The 20,049-nt window shown below is 59.7% G+C and carries 16 protein-coding genes; 9 read left to right on the top strand and 7 right to left on the bottom strand.

The annotated features are described in order from the left end of the window. Nucleotides 1-61: 61 nt before the first annotated feature. Nucleotides 62-1,090, bottom strand: coding sequence for a heat-inducible transcriptional repressor HrcA (gene hrcA, locus UL81_RS08405; RefSeq protein ID WP_035107316.1), 1,029 nt, complete (start codon nt 1,088-1,090; stop codon nt 62-64). Between the two features lie 31 nt (nt 1,091-1,121). Next, on the bottom strand, nt 1,122-2,261 hold the full coding sequence (gene hemW / locus UL81_RS08410) for a radical SAM family heme chaperone HemW (protein WP_035107317.1): 1,140 nt from the start codon (nt 2,259-2,261) through the stop codon (nt 1,122-1,124). 147 nt (nt 2,262-2,408) lie between these two features. Here hemW and UL81_RS08415 point away from each other — a divergent pair, with 147 nt between their 5' ends. Next, on the top strand, nt 2,409-3,797 hold the full coding sequence (locus UL81_RS08415; protein ID WP_035107318.1) for a hemolysin family protein: 1,389 nt from the start codon (nt 2,409-2,411) through the stop codon (nt 3,795-3,797). Then, a complete protein-coding gene (locus tag UL81_RS08420; RefSeq protein ID WP_035107319.1) occupies nt 3,797-4,864 on the top strand; it encodes a CNNM domain-containing protein in 1,068 nt (355 codons plus the stop codon). The genes UL81_RS08415 and UL81_RS08420 overlap by 1 nt, the downstream gene beginning before the upstream one ends. A 260-nt stretch (nt 4,865-5,124) precedes the next feature. Here the strand turns inward: UL81_RS08420 and UL81_RS08425 are convergent, their stop codons facing one another. Then, entirely contained in the window at nt 5,125-5,811 is a 687-nt protein-coding gene (locus UL81_RS08425) for a hypothetical protein (protein WP_035107320.1), read from the bottom strand. A 187-nt stretch (nt 5,812-5,998) separates the two neighbouring features. Next, nucleotides 5,999-7,840: an AMP-dependent synthetase/ligase gene (locus UL81_RS08430; RefSeq protein WP_035107321.1), complete on the bottom strand. Its 1,842-nt coding sequence runs from the start codon at nt 7,838-7,840 to the stop codon at nt 5,999-6,001. A 94-nt stretch (nt 7,841-7,934) separates the two neighbouring features. On the opposite strand from UL81_RS08430, the gene malQ reads away from it, so the two are divergent. Beyond that, nucleotides 7,935-10,010 (top strand): 4-alpha-glucanotransferase, encoded by a 2,076-nt coding sequence (malQ, locus tag UL81_RS08435; RefSeq protein WP_236684458.1) that lies wholly within the window; start codon nt 7,935-7,937, stop codon nt 10,008-10,010. A 178-nt stretch (nt 10,011-10,188) separates the two neighbouring features. Here the strand turns inward: malQ and UL81_RS08440 are convergent, their stop codons facing one another. Continuing rightward, nucleotides 10,189-10,398, bottom strand: a complete 210-nt coding sequence (locus tag UL81_RS08440; RefSeq protein ID WP_035107323.1) for a hypothetical protein — start codon at nt 10,396-10,398, stop codon at nt 10,189-10,191. Nucleotides 10,399-10,451: 53 nt separating this feature from the next. On the opposite strand from UL81_RS08440, the gene UL81_RS08445 reads away from it, so the two are divergent. Then, nucleotides 10,452-11,720 carry a carboxylesterase family protein gene (locus UL81_RS08445; RefSeq protein ID WP_035107324.1) on the top strand — a complete coding sequence of 423 codons (1,269 nt, stop codon included), beginning with the start codon at nt 10,452-10,454 and terminating at the stop codon, nt 11,718-11,720. A 54-nt stretch (nt 11,721-11,774) separates the two neighbouring features. On the opposite strand, the gene idi is transcribed toward UL81_RS08445, so the two are convergent. Both idi and UL81_RS08455 read right to left on the bottom strand, forming a co-directional pair. Next, complete coding sequence (gene idi, locus UL81_RS08450; RefSeq protein WP_046453484.1) at nt 11,775-12,344, bottom strand: isopentenyl-diphosphate Delta-isomerase; 570 nt, start codon at nt 12,342-12,344, stop codon at nt 11,775-11,777. Beyond that, nucleotides 12,341-12,889 (bottom strand): hypothetical protein, encoded by a 549-nt coding sequence (locus UL81_RS08455; protein WP_035107328.1) that lies wholly within the window; start codon nt 12,887-12,889, stop codon nt 12,341-12,343. The genes idi and UL81_RS08455 overlap by 4 nt, the downstream gene beginning before the upstream one ends. Nucleotides 12,890-13,064: 175 nt before the next feature. On the opposite strand from UL81_RS08455, the gene UL81_RS08460 reads away from it, so the two are divergent. From UL81_RS08460 to UL81_RS08480, 5 genes are all read left to right on the top strand, one after another. Continuing rightward, nucleotides 13,065-14,957, top strand: a complete 1,893-nt coding sequence (locus UL81_RS08460) for an ABC transporter ATP-binding protein (protein ID WP_035107431.1) — start codon at nt 13,065-13,067, stop codon at nt 14,955-14,957. 51 nt (nt 14,958-15,008) lie between these two features. Next, nucleotides 15,009-16,130, top strand: a complete 1,122-nt coding sequence (locus tag UL81_RS08465; RefSeq protein ID WP_035107434.1) for a MalY/PatB family protein — start codon at nt 15,009-15,011, stop codon at nt 16,128-16,130. Nucleotides 16,131-16,344: 214 nt separating this feature from the next. Next, nucleotides 16,345-17,772 carry a branched-chain amino acid transport system II carrier protein gene (gene brnQ, locus UL81_RS08470; protein ID WP_035107331.1) on the top strand — a complete coding sequence of 476 codons (1,428 nt, stop codon included), beginning with the start codon at nt 16,345-16,347 and terminating at the stop codon, nt 17,770-17,772. A 204-nt stretch (nt 17,773-17,976) separates the two neighbouring features. Beyond that, on the top strand, nt 17,977-18,975 hold the full coding sequence (locus tag UL81_RS08475) for an LLM class flavin-dependent oxidoreductase (RefSeq protein WP_035107333.1): 999 nt from the start codon (nt 17,977-17,979) through the stop codon (nt 18,973-18,975). Between the two features lie 275 nt (nt 18,976-19,250). Continuing rightward, nucleotides 19,251-20,012, top strand: a complete 762-nt coding sequence (locus tag UL81_RS08480; protein ID WP_046453486.1) for a GntR family transcriptional regulator — start codon at nt 19,251-19,253, stop codon at nt 20,010-20,012. Nucleotides 20,013-20,049 lie beyond the last annotated feature (37 nt).

Here is a 20,049-nt window from a genome sequence, read left to right on the forward strand (position 1 = left end):
TGTTGAGTAATCTTTTGTCTTGACTTTAAAGCGAGCTTAAAGCAGCGCCAAGCAGGCTAGTCTACTCGCCGCCGACGATGTCGCTGACATAGCGTGCAACAGCAGAAACCTTCGAAATTGTTCCCGAATAGTCCATAAATGTCGGACCCACCACGCCAAGGCCGCCCAGTGTAGCGCCTTCGGAGCCATAACCGGCAGCCACCACTGAGACTTGGTGCAGTTGGTCGTCGTCGTTTTCCTCGCCAATCACGACGGAGACGTTGCCCAGGTCCGGGACGCTGGCCAGGAGTTTTAGCACGACGACCTGCTCTTCCAGAGCTTCAATAATGGCGGGCAGACCGTCGGGGAAGTCGCGCGCGACGCGGGTGAGGTTCGAGGCACCGGCCATAATGAGGCGATCCGAGGGTTGGTCCACCAGCGTTTCAATGAGCGTGGTCGCAGCCTTGAGCAGGTGCGGGCGGATATCCGGTGGAGCGGAGTCGATGAGCATGCTGAGTTCGACGGAGGCATCGGAAAGCGTGCGCCCTGCCAAGGCATTGTTGAGGATGTCGCGCATGCGCAGGGTCTGCTCCGGGTCGATGGGAAAATCGAGCTCGGCGTTGCGCTGGTCGACGCGGCCGTTGTCGGTAATGAGCACCAGCAGCAGGCGCACGGGCGATAAGGCGACGACCTCGCAGTGCTTGACGCGGGAGACCTTGAGGTTGGGCATCTGCACCACGGCGGCCTGCTTGGTCACCTGAGCGAGCAGCTGCACCGAACGACGCAGCACGTCCTCGAGGTCCACTCCCCCTTCCAAAAAGGTAAGCATGGCGCGGCGCTCGGCACGCGAGAGTGGCTTGACCTCGTGCAAGGAATCGACAAAGACGCGGTAGCCCTTCTGGGTGGGCACGCGCCCGGAGCTGGTGTGTTCTTGGGCGATGAGGCCGGCGTTTTCTAACACGGCCATGTCATTGCGAATCGTCGCCGAGGAGACACCCAGCTGGTAGCGCTCCAACAGAGACTTGGAACCGACGGGTTCTTGGGAGGCAATGTAGTCGGCCACGATGGCGCGCAGGACCTCCCGGCGGCGGCTTTCCGTTGCACTCGACATGACTTCATCCCTCCTTATATAAGTTGCCAGCCTACTCTTCTTCGGCAACCAGCAGGTCGGTGACCATGCCATCGGCAAGCAGGCGGCCCGGCTTGGTCAGGCGAATGCGCTTATCGATGCGCTCCAGCAGTCCACGGTCGATGAAGCCCTCCAGCACCGGCTGGGCAGCCGCGGAGAGCCAGGATTCGGGGATGCCTTCGCGCAGGCGCATACCCAGCATGATTTTCTCAGTGTGGTGTTCCTCGGGGCCGAGAATTTCTTCGTCCTTGATGGGGAGCTGACCATCAGCGATGACTTGGGTGTAGCGCGCAGGATGTTTGACGTTGTAGAAACGCCTATCGCCCAAGTGCGAGTGGGCACCCGGGCCCGCGCCCCACCAATCGCCGTCCTGCCAATAGATGCGGTTGTGCTGGCACTCCCCGCCCGGACGCGCCCAGTTGGAGACCTCGTACCACTCCATGCCGGCGTCCTCTAACGCGACGGAGATGAGCTCGTAGCGGCGCGCCAGGACGTCTTCATCCGGGGCGGGCAGGATGCCCTTGTTGACCTTGCGGGCCATGCGCGTGCCGTCTTCGACGATGAGCGAGTACGCGGAGACGTGGTCGACTCCGGTTTCTAAAACCCGCTCGAGAGTCTCGCGGACATTGTCGTCGGTTTCGGTCGGCGTGCCATAAATCATGTCCAGGTTGACGTGCTCGAATCCGGCGTCCTGAGCCTCCCTGGCAGCGGCGAAGGCACGGCCGGGGGTGTGGGCGCGTTCCAATACTTGCAGCACGCTTGCCGATGCCGACTGCATCCCCAAACTAATCCGATTAAACCCAGCCTCGCGCAGGCCTGCGAAGTACTCAGGGTTGGTGGATTCAGGGTTGGACTCGGTGGTGACCTCGGCGGCATCGTCAAGCCCGAAAGTTGCTCTGACCTTATCCAGGATGCGGGTAAGGCCCTTCGCACCCAACAGCGAGGGCGTGCCACCGCCGATGAAGACGGTCTCGGCCTTGCGGCCCACCTGCGCGGCTGCCATCTCGAGTTCCTTATCGAGAGCATCCAGGTAAGGCCCGGTCAGATCGCGGGGGCTGCCCAACTCACCGGGAGTATAGGTGTTGAAGTCGCAATATCCGCAGCGTGAGGAGCAAAAAGGCACATGAATGTAGAGCCCAAAAGGAACGGTCATGCCCCATACCCTATTAGGGCGGGAACAAAATAGTCACGCCAGGGGTTATACATGTATCCTGTCAGCAGTTTCCCGAGTTAAAAGAAAGGCTACGTAGATGGAACCTCCCAGTCGATGTCTCCACTGTCTAAGGCGGTGGAGTAAACCATGATTTCTGGAATTTTGCTTCTGATTGCCGGAATCGTGGTAATCGGCATCATCATTGTGGCCAACGGATTTTTCGTGGCCCAGGAATTTGCTTACATGTCCGTGGACCGCACGCAGCTGCGTGCACGTGCCGCGGAAGGCGATAAAACAGCAGAGCGCGCCCTGGGAATTACCAAGAAGACGTCCTTTATGCTCTCTGGTGCACAGCTGGGCATTACTGTCACGGGCCTGCTTATCGGTTATGCGGCAGAGCCGCTGGTCGGTGAGGGCCTGGGCAAGATCCTGGGTGAGACCGGTATTAGCCCGGCGCTGGCAATTGGTATCGGTACCGTTGTCGCGCTGATTGTCTCGACTATTGCGTCGATGCTGTTTGCTGAGCTTTTCCCGAAGAACTACACCATTGCAGCGCCGATGAAGTCGGCGCTGTTTTTGGCGACCTCGACCCAGGTCTATCTCAAGCTTTTCGGCTGGATCATTCGCTTCTTCGAGTTCTCTTCGAACGCCATTCTCAAGGCATTCAAGATTGAGCCGGTCGAGGATGTGGATTCCTCTGCGACCACGGAAGACCTGGAATCCATCGTGGAGTCCTCCCATGAGGCCGGCGACTTAGATGAAAACACCTACATGGTGCTGGATCGCCTGCTGGATTTCCCGGAGCACGACGTGGAACACGCCATGATTCCGCGTTCTCGCGTCGATGTCATCGATGATGAGACCACCATTGGTGAGGTCCGCGAGATGATGGCCTCGAACCACACTCGCTACCCGGTCATCGACGAAGACCACAACCCGATTGGCGTGGTGCATCTCTACGACGTTCTCGAGACCACGTTGCCGGCCAATGCGAAAGCAATGGAGATCATGCGCGAGCCGCTAGTCGTGCCGGAGCTGATGCCGCTTCCCGATGTCGTCTCCGAACTGCGCACCACCGAACAAAAGCTGGCGTGTGCTATTGACGAGTACGGCGGCTTCGTCGGCGTGGTCACCTTGGAAGACCTCGCAGAAGAAATCCTGGGTGATGTCACTGACGAGCACGACATCGACGAATCTGAGGAAATCACCGAGCAAGACGACAGCCACTGGCTTGTCGACGGCGATACCCCACTCGATGAAATTGAGCGCGCCATTGGCCACGACCTGCCGGAAGGCGATTTTGAGACTATCTCTGGTCTGCTCATCGCGCACACCGGCACCCTGCCGGAAATTGGCGAGACCCACACCATTGAGCTGGAAGCCGAGCCGGAAGACTACGTCGATTCTGACTACGCACCGCAGCGCAAGCTGCATGTGCGTGTTGAAGACATCGATAGGCATGTGCCTTCGGAACTGGCCTTGGAGCTGGTCGAAGAGTTCGCCGATGCCGACGATGCGGAAGAAGGTGAGAAGTAATGCTTGATTCCTGGTGGTTCAACATTCTCATTACCGTGCTGCTGGTGGCCGCATCTGGCTTCTTCGTCATCATTGAGTTCTCCTTGCTGGGTGCGCGCCGCAACCGCTTGGAAGAAACCGCAGATTCCTCCCGTGCCTCGCGTGCGGGTCTGCGCTCGCTCAATGAGCTGACCGTCATGCTGGCCGGTGCGCAGCTGGGTATTACCGCTGCGACCTTCCTGCTAGGTGCTATCACCAAGCCCTGGGTCCACCACCTGCTGGTTGGCCCGCTGGAGTCTCTGGGCCTGCCGCTGCAGATTGCCGATGTCGCCAGCTTCATCCTGGCGCTGTTCATCGTGACCTTCCTCCACCTGGTGATTGGTGAGATGGCTCCGAAGTCCTGGGCTATTACCCACCCCGAGACTGCCCTGCAGCTCATCGCGGTGCCTGCCCGTGGCTTCATCTGGGTCTTCCGCCCGCTGCTGCTGTGGATTAACCACATGGCGAACAAGATGGTGCGCTGGGCTGGCGAGGAACCCGTCGATCGAGCCGGTGCTGCCGGCTACGACGCCGATACCCTGCGCCACCTGGTGGAGCACTCCCGCGCTACCGGTGCCATGGACGATATGTCCGCCGACCAGATCACCAGCGTCATTGAGCTGGAGGCATCCTCGGTCGCTGCCCTGGCCCGTGAGCACGGCGCGGAGGTCATCCCACTGCCTTCCGATGCCACCGTCGCCGACCTGCAAGAGCTAGTCACCCGCCGCAAGTTCATGCGTGTGCTGGTCTTCCCGCGCGACTCGCGTGTCCCCCGCATCGTGCACGTTCGCGATACCATGCTGGCCGACCCGAGCGAGCCCGCCCTGGACTACTCCCGCCCAGCACTGTCGGTGTCTGGCTCCACCACCGTCCAGCACACCTTGGACCACATGCGTGCCCGCAACGAGCAGCTCGTCATCGTCGGCAAGGCCGACAAGGACAAGGCCGTCTGGATCCTGACCTGGGACGACATCATGGGCCAACTCTGGCCACAAATCGAGGAGAAACTCGACAAGGTCGCCCCCGCTCACCCAGCCATGGACAAGTAGTAAGTCGATAAATCCAACTCACCACTAACCACAAAGAGCTCCCCACCAGAAGGACTGCACCAGCAGAACTCTTCTGACGGGGAGCTTTCTCATGCACAACTCATCCAGGAGCGAAGGCCCCAGTAGCTAGCTCTCTTGTTTCTTCTCCCAATGCCGATGACGGCCGCGCAGTATAACGCTCGACCATTGTAGGCAATACAAATACCCGCGCCCGTCGAGAGAGGGAGTCTCGGCGGGCGCGGGAAGTCTTGTGGTAGAAGCTAGGCGGTCGTGGCGGCGCGGCGGGCGGCTTCGCGCTTGGCGCGGACACGGGCGACAATCGCGTTGATGCGGGTGCGCTCTTCCAAGAACTGCGGTGGGTTGTTGCCACGCATGGTGCGCACGTAGGCTGGGTGGGTTTCCACCACGGTGTGGCGCCAGGCTTGGACGGCAATCAGGGTGGACTGGCCAACGCGGTTGTACAGGTGCGGCAGCGAGACCATATCCAGGTTGCGGGCCACGGCATCGGTTTCGGCCAGGACGTAGTCGACCAGCTCACGCAGGTAGTCGATAACGCCTTCGGTGCGCGAACGCAGCGCGGCGGCCAGTTCGTGGACGACGATGGGTGGGCCGGAAATCGGGAAGAGCTCTTCCAGATTGCGGGCGGTGACCTGTTCAGGTTCGTCGACGGAGTGTTCACCAGATGCGGCGGCAGAAATGGTGCCGGACTTCACGCCGGAGACGAGTGCCTGGCGCAGACCGATGAGTTCACCGACGCAACGGCCGGAATCCACGCGGGCGTCGTCGATGATATCGCCTAGTTCAGCCAAGCAGTCCAGAGAGAGTTCATCGTCCCAGTCCTCGATGGCCTCAATGAGGTTTTCGATGTACTGGGCGACCTCGTCACCGATGTTGTAGATCTCTTGGGTTAGCTCGCGGTGGCGCAACTCGGCGGCGATTTTATGCATGTGGCTGTGCCATTCCTTTCCGCAAACCCTGGTGTACCTCGAGTAGAGGTTGAGACTTCTGCTTGACGAATGCTGACTTTATGCGAGTTTCTGTGAAGAGTCTGCGCGACACTCCGAATGTTTTCCCAGACTTGTAAATGTCTCAGAATTCGTCGTGCCGCGCAGAGTCTAAAATTTCGCGCCCAGGTTAGTTTTTGCCCTGGTAGATGTGGTCAATCGCATCCGCGTAGCGACGAGCAACCACATTGCGCTTCACCTTCATTGTGGGGGTGAGCTCGTTTTCTTCCTCAGACAGGTCGGATTCCAGGATGTAGAACTTCTTGATGCCTTCTGCATGAGACACCGTGGAGTTGACCTGGTTGATAGCGTCCTGGATTTCGGCACGCAGCGTCGGGTCGGCGGTGACTTCCTTCATCGAGCGCGAGGACGGAATGTTGTGGTCCAAGCGCCAGCGGTGCAGGGCCTCTTCGTCCAGGGTAAGCAGCAGGCCGACAAATGGCTTGCCGTCGCCGACGACCATGGTCTGCGAAATCAGCGGGTGGGCACGCAAGGCGTCTTCCATCGGTCCCGGGGAAACGTTCTTGCCACCTGCGGTGACGATGAGGTCCTTCTTACGGCCGGTAATCACGATGTGACCGGAATCGAGGATCTCACCGAGGTCACCGGTGTTGTACCAGCCGTCATGCAGCGACTTTTCGGTGGCTTCTTCGTTTTGCCAGTAGCCGTCAAAGACGATGTCGCCCTTGATGCAAATTTCGCCGTCTTCGTTCACGCGGATGTTGACACCACCCAGTGGCTTGCCGACGGTACCGATCTTCTGGTCTTCAAAGTCCACGGCAGCAGCAGCCGCAACCTCGGTGAGGCCGTAGCCTTCGTAAATGGTTACGCCAATGCCGCGGAACCAGTGCAACAGGTCGTGGCTCATCGCAGAACCACCGGTGATGCAGTACTTCACCGAGCCGCCCACGCCAGCGCGGATCTTGGAGTAGACCAGGCGGTCAAAGGCCTTGTGCTTGGCCTTGAGCAGCTTGTCCGGGCCTTCCTCGGTATCCAGTGCTTTGGAGTACTCAATGGCGACCTTTTCGGACTGATCGAACAGCACGCGCTTGATGGGCGAGCCCGACTGTGCCTTGGCCGCAGCGGAGTTACGCACCTTTTCAAACACGCGCGGCACACCCAGAATCATGTTCGGACGGGAGCGCTGGAACTCAATGGAAATGGTGGCAAAGTCTGACCAGTGGTTCTGGGACGCACCACCGATGACCACGGCCAGGGAGACTGCACGGGCCAGCACGTGGGCCAGCGGCAGGAAGGTCAGCACGTGGGTGCCCGGAATGGCAAGGGCACCAATCGGGTTGGTCAGCAGGCCGCGGACCTCAGCCAGCCAGTTGCGGTGGGTGATGATGCAGCCCTTCGGGCGACCAGTGGTACCCGAGGTGTAGACCAGCGAGGCCAGGTCGTCGGTCTTGGTATTCGCGATGCGCTCATCGACCTCGTCATCAGAGATGCCACGGCCTTCAAACATCAGCGAGTCAATCGCAGAGGAATTGATTTCCAGCACGCGGCGTAGCTGGGACGAAGAACCCTTGAGGCCGGGCTCGCCGTCATCGCCAAGCACGAGGTGCTCCACCAGTTCCGAGTGCTCACGGGACTCAGTGATAGCCAGCACGCAACCAGAATCCTCGACGATCCATTGGACCTGGCTGAGCGAGGAAGACGGGTAAATCGGCACCGAAGCAGCACCGGCAGCCCAGATAGCAAAGTCCAACAGGGACCACTCGTAACGGGTGGCTGACAGCAATGCCACGCGGTCGCCTTGCTGCACGCCGGAGGCAATGAGTCCCTTGGCCACGGCGTAGACCTGCTCGACGAACTCGCGGGCGGTGACGTTGACCCACTCGTAGTTGGCAGGTCGGGTAAACATCACGCCGTGCGGCCGTGCACGGGCGGTATCCAGCATGGCGGTCAGACAGGTTTCCCCGTCCTTGATCTCGAATTCAGCAGGCGTATGAACTTCTTGTAAGGTCAACGTCTTGTCCTTTCATACAGAAGGATAATTTTTTAACAACCCTACCAACCATTCTCGGCCGCGCGCGCAGGAACAACATGGCAGAATGTGTGCTGTGAACGAACGGGATTTACTGGAACAGCTCGCACAACGCCATGGTGTCGCCACCTCATACACTTCCCAAGCCGGGGAGTTGCTGCAGGTGAGCGACGCCACAATTACCTATACCTTGCGTGCACTGGGGGTGGCAGTTGATGACGCTCCGGACGTCGACAAGCTCACCCAGCTCCTCTACGAGGATTACCTGACACGCTCCAGCCAGCCCCTCCCCCCATCTGTGGTCTCCCCCGCGGGCATCGAGAAGTCCTTCGATGTGCACGTCCACCACGGCGAGCCTGCCGATGTCCACATCGAGCTCGAAGACGGCGGCACCCGCGAGGTCTACCAGGACCCCAACGATGCAGCGCCTGCCGATGTCGACGGCCAACTCTGGGGCACTGCCACCTTCCACATCCCCGGCGACCTGCCTTTAGGTTTCCATAAGTTGGTGCTGGAGTCACCGGGCATCGGAAAGCACACTGCTCACCTGATTATCACCCCGGCCACGCTGACTACCTCGCGGAAGTTCATCAACAGTCCGGTCTCGGGTGTGATGGCGCAGCTGTATTCGGTGCGCTCGGCCCGTTCTTGGGGCATGGGCGATTTCGCCGACCTGGCTGACTTGGCTCGCACGGTGGCACCGGACAACGATTTCCTGCTCATTAACCCGCTTCATGCTGCCGAGCCGCTGCCGCCGGTGGAGGATTCGCCGTACTTGCCGACGACCCGCCGGTTCATCAACCCGATCTACCTCAACATTGAATCCATTCCGGAGCTGAAACTCCTGGATCCGGACCTGCAGGACGATGTCGCAGAGCTGGCCGCAGAATTCCAGGAGCGCAACCACTCTGCCGAGGAAATCAACCGCAACGATATTTTCGCTGCCAAGCTGCAGGTCCTGCGTGAGCTCTATCGCCTGCCCTTTGAAAAGGAACGCCGGGACAAATTCATCGCCTTTTGCCGTGAACAAGGCCGTGGCCTGGATGACTTTGCCCGCTGGTGCGCGCGTGCCGAAGTAGCTATGCATACTGGTCAGCGGCACCGCGAGGACCTAGATCCAGAAACCCTGATGCGCTTTTATAGCTGGCTGCAGTTCCTCTGCCACGAGCAGCTTGCCGATGCCCAGCAGGCCGCCCGCGATGCCGGCATGCGCATTGGCATCATGACTGACCTGGCCGTGGGCGTGCACCCGGGTGGTGCCGATGCGGAGAACCTCGCCGATTACCTGGCTCCGCAGTGTTCTGTGGGCGCCCCACCGGATGATTACAACCAGCAAGGCCAGGATTGGTCGCAGCCACCGTGGCACCCGGTCCGCCTGGCGGAGGTCGGCTACCAGCCTTGGCGCGACCTGGTCGCTGCTGCCCTGCGCGATTCCGGCGGCCTGCGCGTTGACCACATCCTGGGCCTGTTCCGCCTGTTCTGGATTCCGCGCATGTCCGATCCCCTCGATGGCACCTACATCACTTATGACTTCGAAGCCATGCTAGGCATTTTGCTCCTGGAAGCCGAACGCGCCGGTGCCGTCCTCGTGGGCGAGGATCTGGGCACCTTAGAGCCCTGGGTCCAGGAGGTCCTGGCCGGCAAGGGCGTGCTGGGCACGTCCATCCTGTGGTTTGAGCGCGCCGACGACAACGAGACTCCCTTGCCACAACACGAGTACCGAAAACTCGCCTTGTCCTCGGTTAACACTCACGACCTGCCACCAACGCTGGGTTACCTGCGCGGCGAACACGTCGCCCTGCGCGCACGTCTTGGCCTGCTCAACCGCTCTGTCAACGAAGAATTCGAAGACGACCGCCAGTGGCAAGCCGCCGTGCGGGAGGCACTCGGCGTCGACGAGAACGCCTCCGAAGAAGACATGCTCGTCGCCCTGCACGAGTTCATCGCCGGTACCCCGTCAGCACTCACGTGCACCAGCCTGGTCGACATGGTCGGCGACATCCGCGCCCAAAACCAGCCCGGCACCACGCACGAGCTTTACCCCAACTGGTGCATCCCCCTATGCGACTCCGAGGGCAACCCCGTCCTCATCGAAGACCTGGCCGACCTCCCGCTCTATCAGCGGGTCGCCCGCGCCGCGCGACGCAGCTAAAGCTGCGTCGCGGTAAAAGGAAGCCGCTTAGAACAACGCTCCCAGGATCGCTGCAATTACGACCAAGGCGATCATGATCCACAGGGTGCTCGACACCCGGGATTTCGGGAGTGCGCGCTTGCGGGGAGCTTGTTTGCGTTCGGGATCCCACAGGCCCTCGCGGGGATCTTTCTGTGGCTCAGGCTTCGGCATAATCGTCCATATTAGACCGGGGCGAACGTAAAGTGGCAACCCGCCGCGTCACGGCATCAATAGCCCACATCAGCATCCAAGAACCGATGCTGAGCAGTGGGACAAACACGATTACCAAGATGATAATCTGCGCCCACAGCGGTGCTTGCGCCAGACTTTGAGTCACCGTAGAGCTCATCGAGGTAATCCATTCCATGGGCACCCATCTTAGTCACCACCGCGCACTGGCAGCCGGGTAACCTAGCGGGTATGTCGACTGTCACTATCACTTGTCCGGCCGGTCGGATTACCGGCGTAGAAAAGGCGGGCGTGAACTACTTTCACTCCGTGGACTACGCGCATTTTCCCAGCTTGTATGCGGATGCTGAGCCTTTGCCGCACGCTGTGGATCAAGATGCCACCACCCCGCAGCCGGACAAGGTCGCGCTGACCATCACCACCCCAGCTGAAAGCAGGGACAACCCGGTCATTGTCTACGTGCATGGCGGCGGTTTCGAGGAAGGTTCCCACGAGGATGCCCGCACGGAGGGTACCGCTAATTCGCGTGCCGGTTTCGTACAGGTCAGCATCGGTTATCGCACCGGTCTGGCAGGCTTTGCCCAGTTCAGCGAGGACGACTACGCGCACTTCCGCGGCATTGATGACTGCCTACTCGCCCTGGAATGGGTGCAAAAGAACATCGATTCCTTCGGCGGTGACCCGACCAATGTCACCCTGGTCGGTCAATCCGCCGGTGCGACGATTGCGCTGTGGCTGGCCCGCCGCGACCACTACCGCGGTGCCTTCCGCCGCGTGTTGGCCAACTCCCCGGCCTTTCCCGCAGAGCCTTTCGATGCCCGCAAAGCCACCTTGCGCCAAGCACTGGGCAAGCCAGTCACCCGCCGCAGCCTCGAGTCGCTGCCGCAGGAGAAGGTCGATAAGGCTTACGCGAATTTCCGCAAGAAGTTCCGCTACGGATTGGCTTTAGGCCCGGCACCGCTGGAGTGCGCTGAGCTTGCCGATGTCCCCATCGTCACCTTGTCCACCCGCGATGAGTTCTACGACATCCCCGCCGGCAAAAAGGCCGACAACACTGGACTGCGCAGCATCATCGGCCGTTACTTGGCACCGAAGTTCGACTTCTCGCACAACACCTATCCGGAGTGGCTGCAGTTTGCCAAGCACCTCGATTCCGAGCGCATCGTCGGCCGCATGATTGGCGACGGACTCATCCGCCGCTGGGTCGCTGCCGTTGCGGCTGAAGCACCCGGTGAGACCTACATGATGGAGCTCTACCGCAGCTCCAAGCGCCCCGCGCTGCACTGCGACGATCTCCCCCACTTCTTCGGCACCATCGATACTCCTGCCGCCGCCGAACTCAACGGCTGGCTGCACACCTTCGCCCGCACGGGTGACACCGGCTTCCCGACCTACCACCCGGACCACACCGTGTGGGAATACGACCTCGACAAAGCCGAAGGCCGCGTGACCTACGGCAGCCTCGACTACGTCGACGCCGCCTTCAACGTCGTCATCTAGGTGTTGCCTTCCGGCAACACCGTTCCATGGGAAAGTAGCGCCAGGCCAGCCGCGCTACTTCCGTAGCGCTTCGCGGAGTTCGGAGTGCGACAGTTCCTCAACCAGCCACGGGCTAAACGCGAAAGGTGTCGCGTCGGCAGCTGTGATGAGCTCCTCGGCATCAACCCAGGCGTAGGAGTCGACTTCGTCCGGGTTGGGGCTCAGGTTCAGCCTGTCGGCTGAACCGTTGGAGGCGTTTTCGGCGACCGAGGCATCGAGGTCGACGAGGTAAACGGGGCAGATTTCGTATTCGACGATGCCGGAGGAATCCACGGCGCGGTAGGAAAAGTCCGGGAGGATGAGCTGTGGGGTTGGGATGTCCAGGTTGAGCTCGAAGTCGGCGCGGCGGATGACGGTGTCGGCAGTTGCTTCGCCGGGGCCAGGATGCCCGCAGAAGGCATTGGTCCATACGCCGGGCCAAGTCCTTTTGCTTAAGGCGCGGCGGGTGAGCAAGATCTTGTTCCCGCTGCGCACCCAGGCGGAGAAGGCAAAGTGCAGCGGGGTGTCCGCGGTATGTACCTTCGCTTTGTCGGCGGTTCCCGCGGGCTTGCCCTGGTCATCGGCCAGGACTACCAATTCCGTCATATATTCAAATCTCCAGACCAGGTAACGTTGCCGATGCTCAAGCGCGCATTCCACAGATTGCCCGGCGCGACATCGAAGCGGTACTGCAGGTTGGTGGCACCGTTTTCACCCAGTGGGGCATCCAGGCCGGGGGAGGCGACATCGGCGTTGGTGTTTTCGTCGTAAGGCAAAAGCTCCACGTCAGCCCAGCCGCCGTTGCCATCGGCACGCTCCAAGGTGGGCTCCTCGATAGCTTCTGGCGGGACGGGCTTGTCGTTGTCGTTTTTGACCAGGATGGTCACCACGGTGCCCTGCACGTTGTCGGCAAACAGGCCTTGCAGCTGCCAAGTAACGCCTAGGCCTTCGTCCTTTTGCGGCGCACCTAAGTTAGAGGTGACCTCTTTTTGCTGGACGTCTTCGGCCTCAAAGCTGGGGGCTTCAGAGCTGCTGACCTCGATGTTATCGGCGCTGAGCTCCGACTCATCGGGGCTTAGGATACTGCAGGCCGACACGCTGAGCGCTGCTGCGACCATCACGCTCACGCTGGCTACGTAGTTGTACTTCACCTTGAATGACTTCCCTCTATGGTTTGCGCTGTTTCACTTGGATAGTAAACAGACTAGAAAGTTCGTATTTCACCTTAACTGACTTGGCTGTAATACCGTTATCTTTGTCTGCTTGCGCGTGGTGTGCATTACTAAAGGTGCACGTCCTTCACGGTTGGTGGCATACTTGCCCCCCGTGCATTCCCTTATCCGTATTGCCCGTAGCGCTTCTGCCCTGTGGCCGTTTTACCTTGGTGTTTTAGCCACGGCGACGGTCACGGCTGTGTTGACGCTGACCTCCCCGTTCATTGTCCGTGAAGCAACCGACACCATTGTTGCTGGTGTCTCTGGCGATAGTGCCACCGATGCGGTGCTGCGCACCGTGTTGTTGCTGGCAGCCGCGTTGTTTGTCGTCGATGTGCTCAACGCACTGTTTAGAAACGTCGGCGGCTATATCGGTGACGTGATGGTGGCGCGCCTGCGCGAGATTTTGTCGACGCGCTATTTTGCCAAGCTGCTGGCCATCCCGCAGAGCTACTACGACAATCAGGTCACCGGCACCATCATCGCGCGCCTGGACCGCTCGATTGCCAATGTCACGCAGTTCGTGCAGTCTTTTGCGAATAACTTTTTCACCACGATCATTCAAACGATCGCCATCTTGGTGATTACGGCTATCTACTACTGGCCACTAGCTGTCCTGCTGGCACTCCTCTTCCCTGTCTACATGTGGCTCACTGCCCTGACCTCAAAGAAGTGGCAGCGCCTGGAAGCAGAGAAGAACCGCCACATCGATGAAGGCAATGGCCGTTTCGCGGAGGTCATTGGCCAGGTCAAGGTGGCCAAGTCCTTCGTGTCGGAGACTCGTGAGCTCAAGAAGTTCGGCGGCCACTACGACTCGACAGTGCAAATCACCCGCCCGCAGTCCCGCTGGTGGCACAGCATGGATACCCTGCGTGGCTGGACGATGGCCGCGCTGTTCTTCGGCATCTACGCCGTGATTTTCTGGCGCACGCTGGAAGGCTATTTCTCCATTGGTGACATGGTTATGCTGCTGCAGATGGTCACCATGGCTAAACAGCCGGTGTTCATGATGAGCTTTATGGTCGATATCGCCCAGCGCGCAGTGGCTGGTTCCAAGGACTACTTCAAGGTCATGGAAGAAGACGTCGAACCAACCGCGAACCCGGCTCTGGTGGCAGCGACCTCGGCATCGCATCTGCCGGAGTTGGATACCACACCGGTTGCTCCGCTCGAGCCCACCCCAGGCGCACCTATCTTTGAGTTCTCCAACGTCAGCTTTGCTTATGAGGAGAACAAGCCAGTGCTTGCCGATGTCTCCTTCCACGCCGACCAAGGCCAGAAGATCGCCTTAGTCGGTGAATCCGGTGGCGGTAAATCCACCCTGGTCAACCTGCTGCTTGGCCTGTACCACCCCACCGATGGTTCGTTGAATGTGCTCGGCCATGAGATGGATGATTTCACTGCCGCGCGCCTGCGTGCCTCGGTTGGTGTGGTCTTCCAGGAGCCGTTCTTGTTCTCCGGCACGATTCGCGAAAACATCGCCTACGGCAAGCCCGGTGCCAGCGACGAGAAAATCGAAGCGGTGGCCCATCGTGCGAATGCCCACGACTTCATCACTGCCTTCCCGGATGGCTACGACACCGTCGTCGGTGAGCGTGGCCTGAAGTTGTCGGGTGGTCAGAAACAGCGCGTGGCTGTCGCGCGTGCGATGCTCAAAGACGCCCCGATTCTGGTCCTCGATGAGGCGACCTCCGCGCTGGATACTAAGTCCGAGCGCACCGTCCAGGCTGGCCTAGATGAGCTGATGAAGGACCGCACCACCCTAATCATTGCTCACCGCCTGTCCACCATCGCCGATGTCGATACGATCATCACCTTGGATTCCGGCCGCATTGATGAGATTGGCTCGCCAGCAGAACTGTCCCAGTCCGGTGGTATTTACGCCCAGCTTTTGGAGCTGACCGAATCCTCGTCGAAGGCCGACCGTGAGCGCCTGCGCCGCTATGGCTTCTACGTGCCGCGCACCGAGGACGAAGTAGAGGCGTCCACACCAGATGCTGAATAAATAGCTTTCTTTGCCCGAATGCCGCGGGTGGAAATCGCTAGGGTGGACGGCATGAAATTTCCTAGTCTTGAGCGTTTGCAAGCCCGCGGCACCCGCAAGTGGACCGTCTACGACGACGATGTCCTACCGCTGTGGATCGCGGAGTCGGACTTTCCTACCGCCCCGGCGGTCAAGGAAGTCCTGCAGCAGATGGTGGACAACGAGACCTTTGGATACACCCCTGCACCGCGCGCTAGCGGGCTGATGGACTCCCTGGCGGACTTCTACGAGCAGCGCTACGGCTGGCGCCCAAACCCGCGGCGTGTGTACTGGATTGGCGACGTCGTGCGCGGTCTTTTGCTCGGCGTGCAGTACTTCACCCGCCCGGATTCCCCGGTGATTGTGCCGGTGCCGTCGTATCCGCCGCTGCTTGCACTGCCGGGTGCAGCAGGACGAGAGAAAGTCGAGACCAGCCTGGAGCTCGACGACATTGAGCGCGCATTTGCCGATGGCGCCGGCTCCATCCTGTTGGCCAATCCTTATAACCCGCTCGGCATCGTCTTTGACGCTGACTACCTCAACAAGCTGGTGGAGCTGGCCGATAAGTACGATGCCCGCATCCTAGTCGACGAAATCCACGCCCCACTCGTCTTTGATGGCAAGCACATCCCTGTTGCAGGCTTAAGCGATACCGCCGCCGAGCGCGTCTTTACCGTCACCGCGACCTCCAAGGCGTGGAATACCGCGGGCCTAAAGTGCGCCCAAGTGGTGCTGTCCAACGCTGAGGACGACCGCATCTGGAAATCCCTCGACGGTGTCACCAAGGATGGCACTGGCACGCTCGGTGTGCTGGCAGCCGAAGCCGCCTACCGCGATGGCGTGGACTTCCTGGACGAGGAAGTCGAGTACCTGCGTGAGACCCGCGACTGGCTCGTCGAGGAACTCCCCCGCCGCGTACCGGGGCTAAAGACCACGCACCCGGATGCGACCTATCTGCTGTGGCTGGATTTCTCCGAGACCAAGATTGGGGATAACCCGCATCCTGCCCAGTGGGTGCGCGAGAACGCCAAGGTTGCTTTCAACGAAGGCGAGACCTTTGGCACTGGTGGTCTACACCACGCGCGGTTGAATTTCTCCACCTCAAGGGAGATTTTGGAGCAAGCTTTGGACCGCTTGGAGGCTGCTTTTAAGTAGGCGTTTCATTAGCGGCTACCCCCTTTAAGACCCCCGTTTCACCCCTTGGGACGCCCACTGCCTTTGCGATCTCACTCTATGGGCATTAGTGTCTCATAAAACGAAAAGGTGTAATCCACCATTTCTACAGCTTGACTTCGCACCACCCGCCGAGGAAAAGCTGCTGGTCACAAGCAATAAATTACTGGACATACCCAAAGGGGCCTTATAAACCATGGCATCGTCTTCTACCGCAGTAGGTGCGCCAAACAAGAAGGGCGGCATCCTGACCGTCATCGCGGCGTCACTGATGCTGTTTTCCATGTTCTTCGGCGCCGGCAACCTGATTTTCCCACCGATGGTTGGCGTCTCCTCCGGCACGAACTTCTGGCCAGCCGTCATCGGCTTTTTGGCAGCAGGCGTGCTGCTGCCAGTGCTGGCAATTGTCGCAGTGGCCATTTCCGGCCGTTCCGTGCGCGACCTGGGCGCTAACGGTGGTGCCTTCTTCGGCGTCGTCTTCGCCGTGATGGCTTACCTGTCCATCGGTGCGTTCTACGCTCTGCCGCGTACTGGTGCAGTCTCCATGGAGACCGCCATTACCCCGCTGTTTGGCTGGGAAGGCACGATGGCCAATGGCCTGTTCAACGCCGTGTTCTTCCTGATTGCGCTGGCGCTGTCCTGGCGCCCGACCACCATTATTGACACCCTGGGCCGTTTCCTGACCCCGGCGCTGGTCATCCTGCTGGTCATCCTGATTACCCTGGCTGCCTTCGCCAATGGCCGTAACCCGGGCACCCCGACTGAGGACTACATGGATGCACCGATGGTCACCGGCCTGTTTGAGGGCTACAACACCATGGACGCCATCGCAGGTCTGGCATTCTCCATCGTTATCGTTACCTCCCTGCGCGAAAAGGGCTTTAAGACCAAGGGCGCACAGGTGCGTTCCACCATCACCGCTTCCCTGATTGCTGGTGCCCTGCTGGCTGCAATCTACCTGGGTCTGGCCTGGATTTCCCAGACCCTGCCGGGTGGCCAGGAGTATGACTCTGGTGCCACCCTGCTTGCCGATGCCGCAAACCTCACCATGGGCACCGTCGGCCAGTCGGTCTTCTCCGCCATCGTTATCCTGGCCTGCCTGACCACCGCAGTCGGCCTGATCACTGCAACCTCTGAGTTCTTCGCGATGCTGGTTCCGAAGACCAACTACCACCTGTGGGCTTGCCTGTTTACCGCGATGTCCATCCTGTTCGCCTTCCAGGGCCTGGACACCGTGCTGTCCATTGCGGTTCCGTTCATCACCTTCCTGTACCCACCAGCTATCACCCTGATTCTGCTGACCCTGATTCAGCCGCTGGTGAAGAACGCCGTGGTCTTCTACTGGACCTTCCGCCTGGCCCTGTGGGTCTCGGTTATCTGGTCCGCACTGACCGTTATCACCAACCAGGGCTGGACCCCGTTCCTGGAGAACTTCCTGGCTCTCTCGCCAGGCCAGGCACTGGATCTGGGCTGGGCAGTACCGACCGCTATCGCCGCAGTCATCGGTGTCATCATCGACGCTGCTACCAAGGCAGGCGAAAAGTACGAGGAGCGCAAGGCTGCTGCCGAGGCCGATGCTAAGGCATCCGCCAACGCCGAAACCACCACCGCACCAACCGCTTAAGGTTTCACAACAGGTAGGGTTCCAGTAACTCAACCAAGGGCATCCCTGCTTCGGGGATGCCCTTTTTTCATTTCCCACGCGCGGTGCGTCAGCACGGCGCCCGCCTCGTTCGGGCGCCGCACGGAATAGTGCGCGCCCCTAGACTGTTGGAAAGGAACTGGAAAGACTTGTAGACCCCCTAATGACGATTAAGGACTTGATTTCGTGACTTCTCGTGCCGCACTGTCCATCCTTGACTTTTGCACCATTTATGAAGGTGAAAAGCCTTCTGAATCCATGGCACGTTCGGTAGAACTCGCCCAGCAGGCAGAAAAGCTCGGCTACTCGCGCATGTGGTACACCGAGCACCACAACATGGAAACGATTACCTCTTCTTCCCCGGCAGTCCTGATTGCCCACATTGGTGCTAAGACCAACTCGATTCGCCTGGGCTCTGGTGGCGTGATGCTGCCAAACCACGCTCCTTATGTCGTCGCCGAGCAGTTCGGCACCCTGGCTGAACTTTACCCGGATCGCATTGATCTGGGACTGGGTCGTGCGCCAGGTACTGATATGCACACCTTGGGTCGCGCGCTGCGTCGCGATGGCCATGCCGCAGAGCGCTTCCCAGAAGACATCCGCGAGCTGCAGGGCTACCTGTCGGGCAAGTCGCTGATTCCAGGTGTGCAGGCCATCCCAGGCAAGAACACCAATGTCCCGATCTACATCCTGGGCTCGTCGATGTTCGGTGCATCGCTGGCAGCCAAGTACGGCCTGCCCTACGCCTTTGCTTCCCACTTCGCGCCGCAACATTTGGAGCAGGCGGTTAGCTACTACCGCGAGAATTACGAACCTTCCGAGGCCCACCCGGAGCCTTATGTCATTGCGGGTGTGAACGTTACTGCGGCACCGACCAAGGAAGAAGCCGAAGAGGAGTACGAGAAGGTCTGCTTTAACCGTGTGAAGGCATTTGCCGGTCGCGGTAAGAACCTGACTGATGAACAGGTAGCCCAAATCGTTGGCTCCTACCAAGGCCAGCAGATTCTGGAAATGCTCAAGTACTCTGCGGTGGGCACCGCTCCAGAGGTTCACGAATATCTGGAGAACTTCCAAAAGACTGCACAAGCCGATGAATTGATGATCTCTTTGCAGTCCACGTCACACGAAAAAGTCATGGAAAACATGGGAATTCTTGCCGATACCTGGCTGACTGTTGAACAATAGTTGTATAGATGTATTTTTGGCGGGGGTGGAATCCACCCCTCCCCTGTTTCCCAAGAGTTTCCCAAGAAATTCCTTTAAACTCCCCTGCCTAGGCCGGTTTGCGCGACATAAGAGTTAAATCGCACCTTAAGGTTTTTAGTGCGGTTGTATAGTCAATTTAAAGTTTTTATGTCACCTATCGCGTACACGTTACTATTTCACAGATAGACCATTCTCCCTATCACCCTCACTCCACCTCCCGATATAGACCATTAAAGGAACCGAAGGAAGTAGAAGTGGCTGCACGTGTAACGCAACAGCATGCGAAGATCGCTCGTTACCTGCGAGAGCTGATCAGTTCCGGCGCGCTCAGCCCCGGTGACCTGCTCCCCAGCGAAGCTGAGCTGTGTGAGCGTTTTGATTCCTCCCGTGGCCCCGTGCGCCAGGCCATGGCGACTTTGCGTACCGAAGGCGCAATCTCTTCTGGCCGCGGACGCCGTTCTGTCGTGTTAGGTAACTACAACGCGGAGTCTTTCGAAGCGACCTACTGCGTTACTGAGTGGCTGCGCGCTCAAGGTGTAAAGCCAGGTCAGCAAACCCTGTGGCTGGCCCGTCGCCCGGCCCCGGCCAACGCGGCTCGTTCGCTGCGCTTGGAGGAAGGCGAACCACTCATCTTCGTCCACCGCATTCGCTATGCCAATGGCGCCCCGGTGATGATTGAGCGCCAGTATTTCCCACTGTCGGTGGGCCGCAAGCTGCTGGACTTCGATGCCGACAACGGTTCCATCCACGCCTTCTTGCATGACAATGGTGTAGACATCGACAACGTGCACCGCACCCTGTCGCTAGAGATGGCTGCGCCAGAAGACGCCGATGCCCTGGAAGTACAGACCGGCACCCCGCTGATGGCGTTGAACCTGGATATCTCCAACCAGGCTGGCCTGCCGGTCGAGTACGCGGAATATCTCTACCGCCCGGACCGCCTGCAGCTGTCGATGACTACTGTGCGCGGCGGCAACTCCCCGCTAGAGGTCCTGCTGCTGAAGAACGAAGACTAGGCTTCGAACTTTTTCAAAGCTCGCCTAGGGTATAACC

The organism is Corynebacterium camporealensis, assembly GCF_000980815.1.
Lineage (GTDB): Bacteria > Actinomycetota > Actinomycetes > Mycobacteriales > Mycobacteriaceae > Corynebacterium > Corynebacterium camporealense.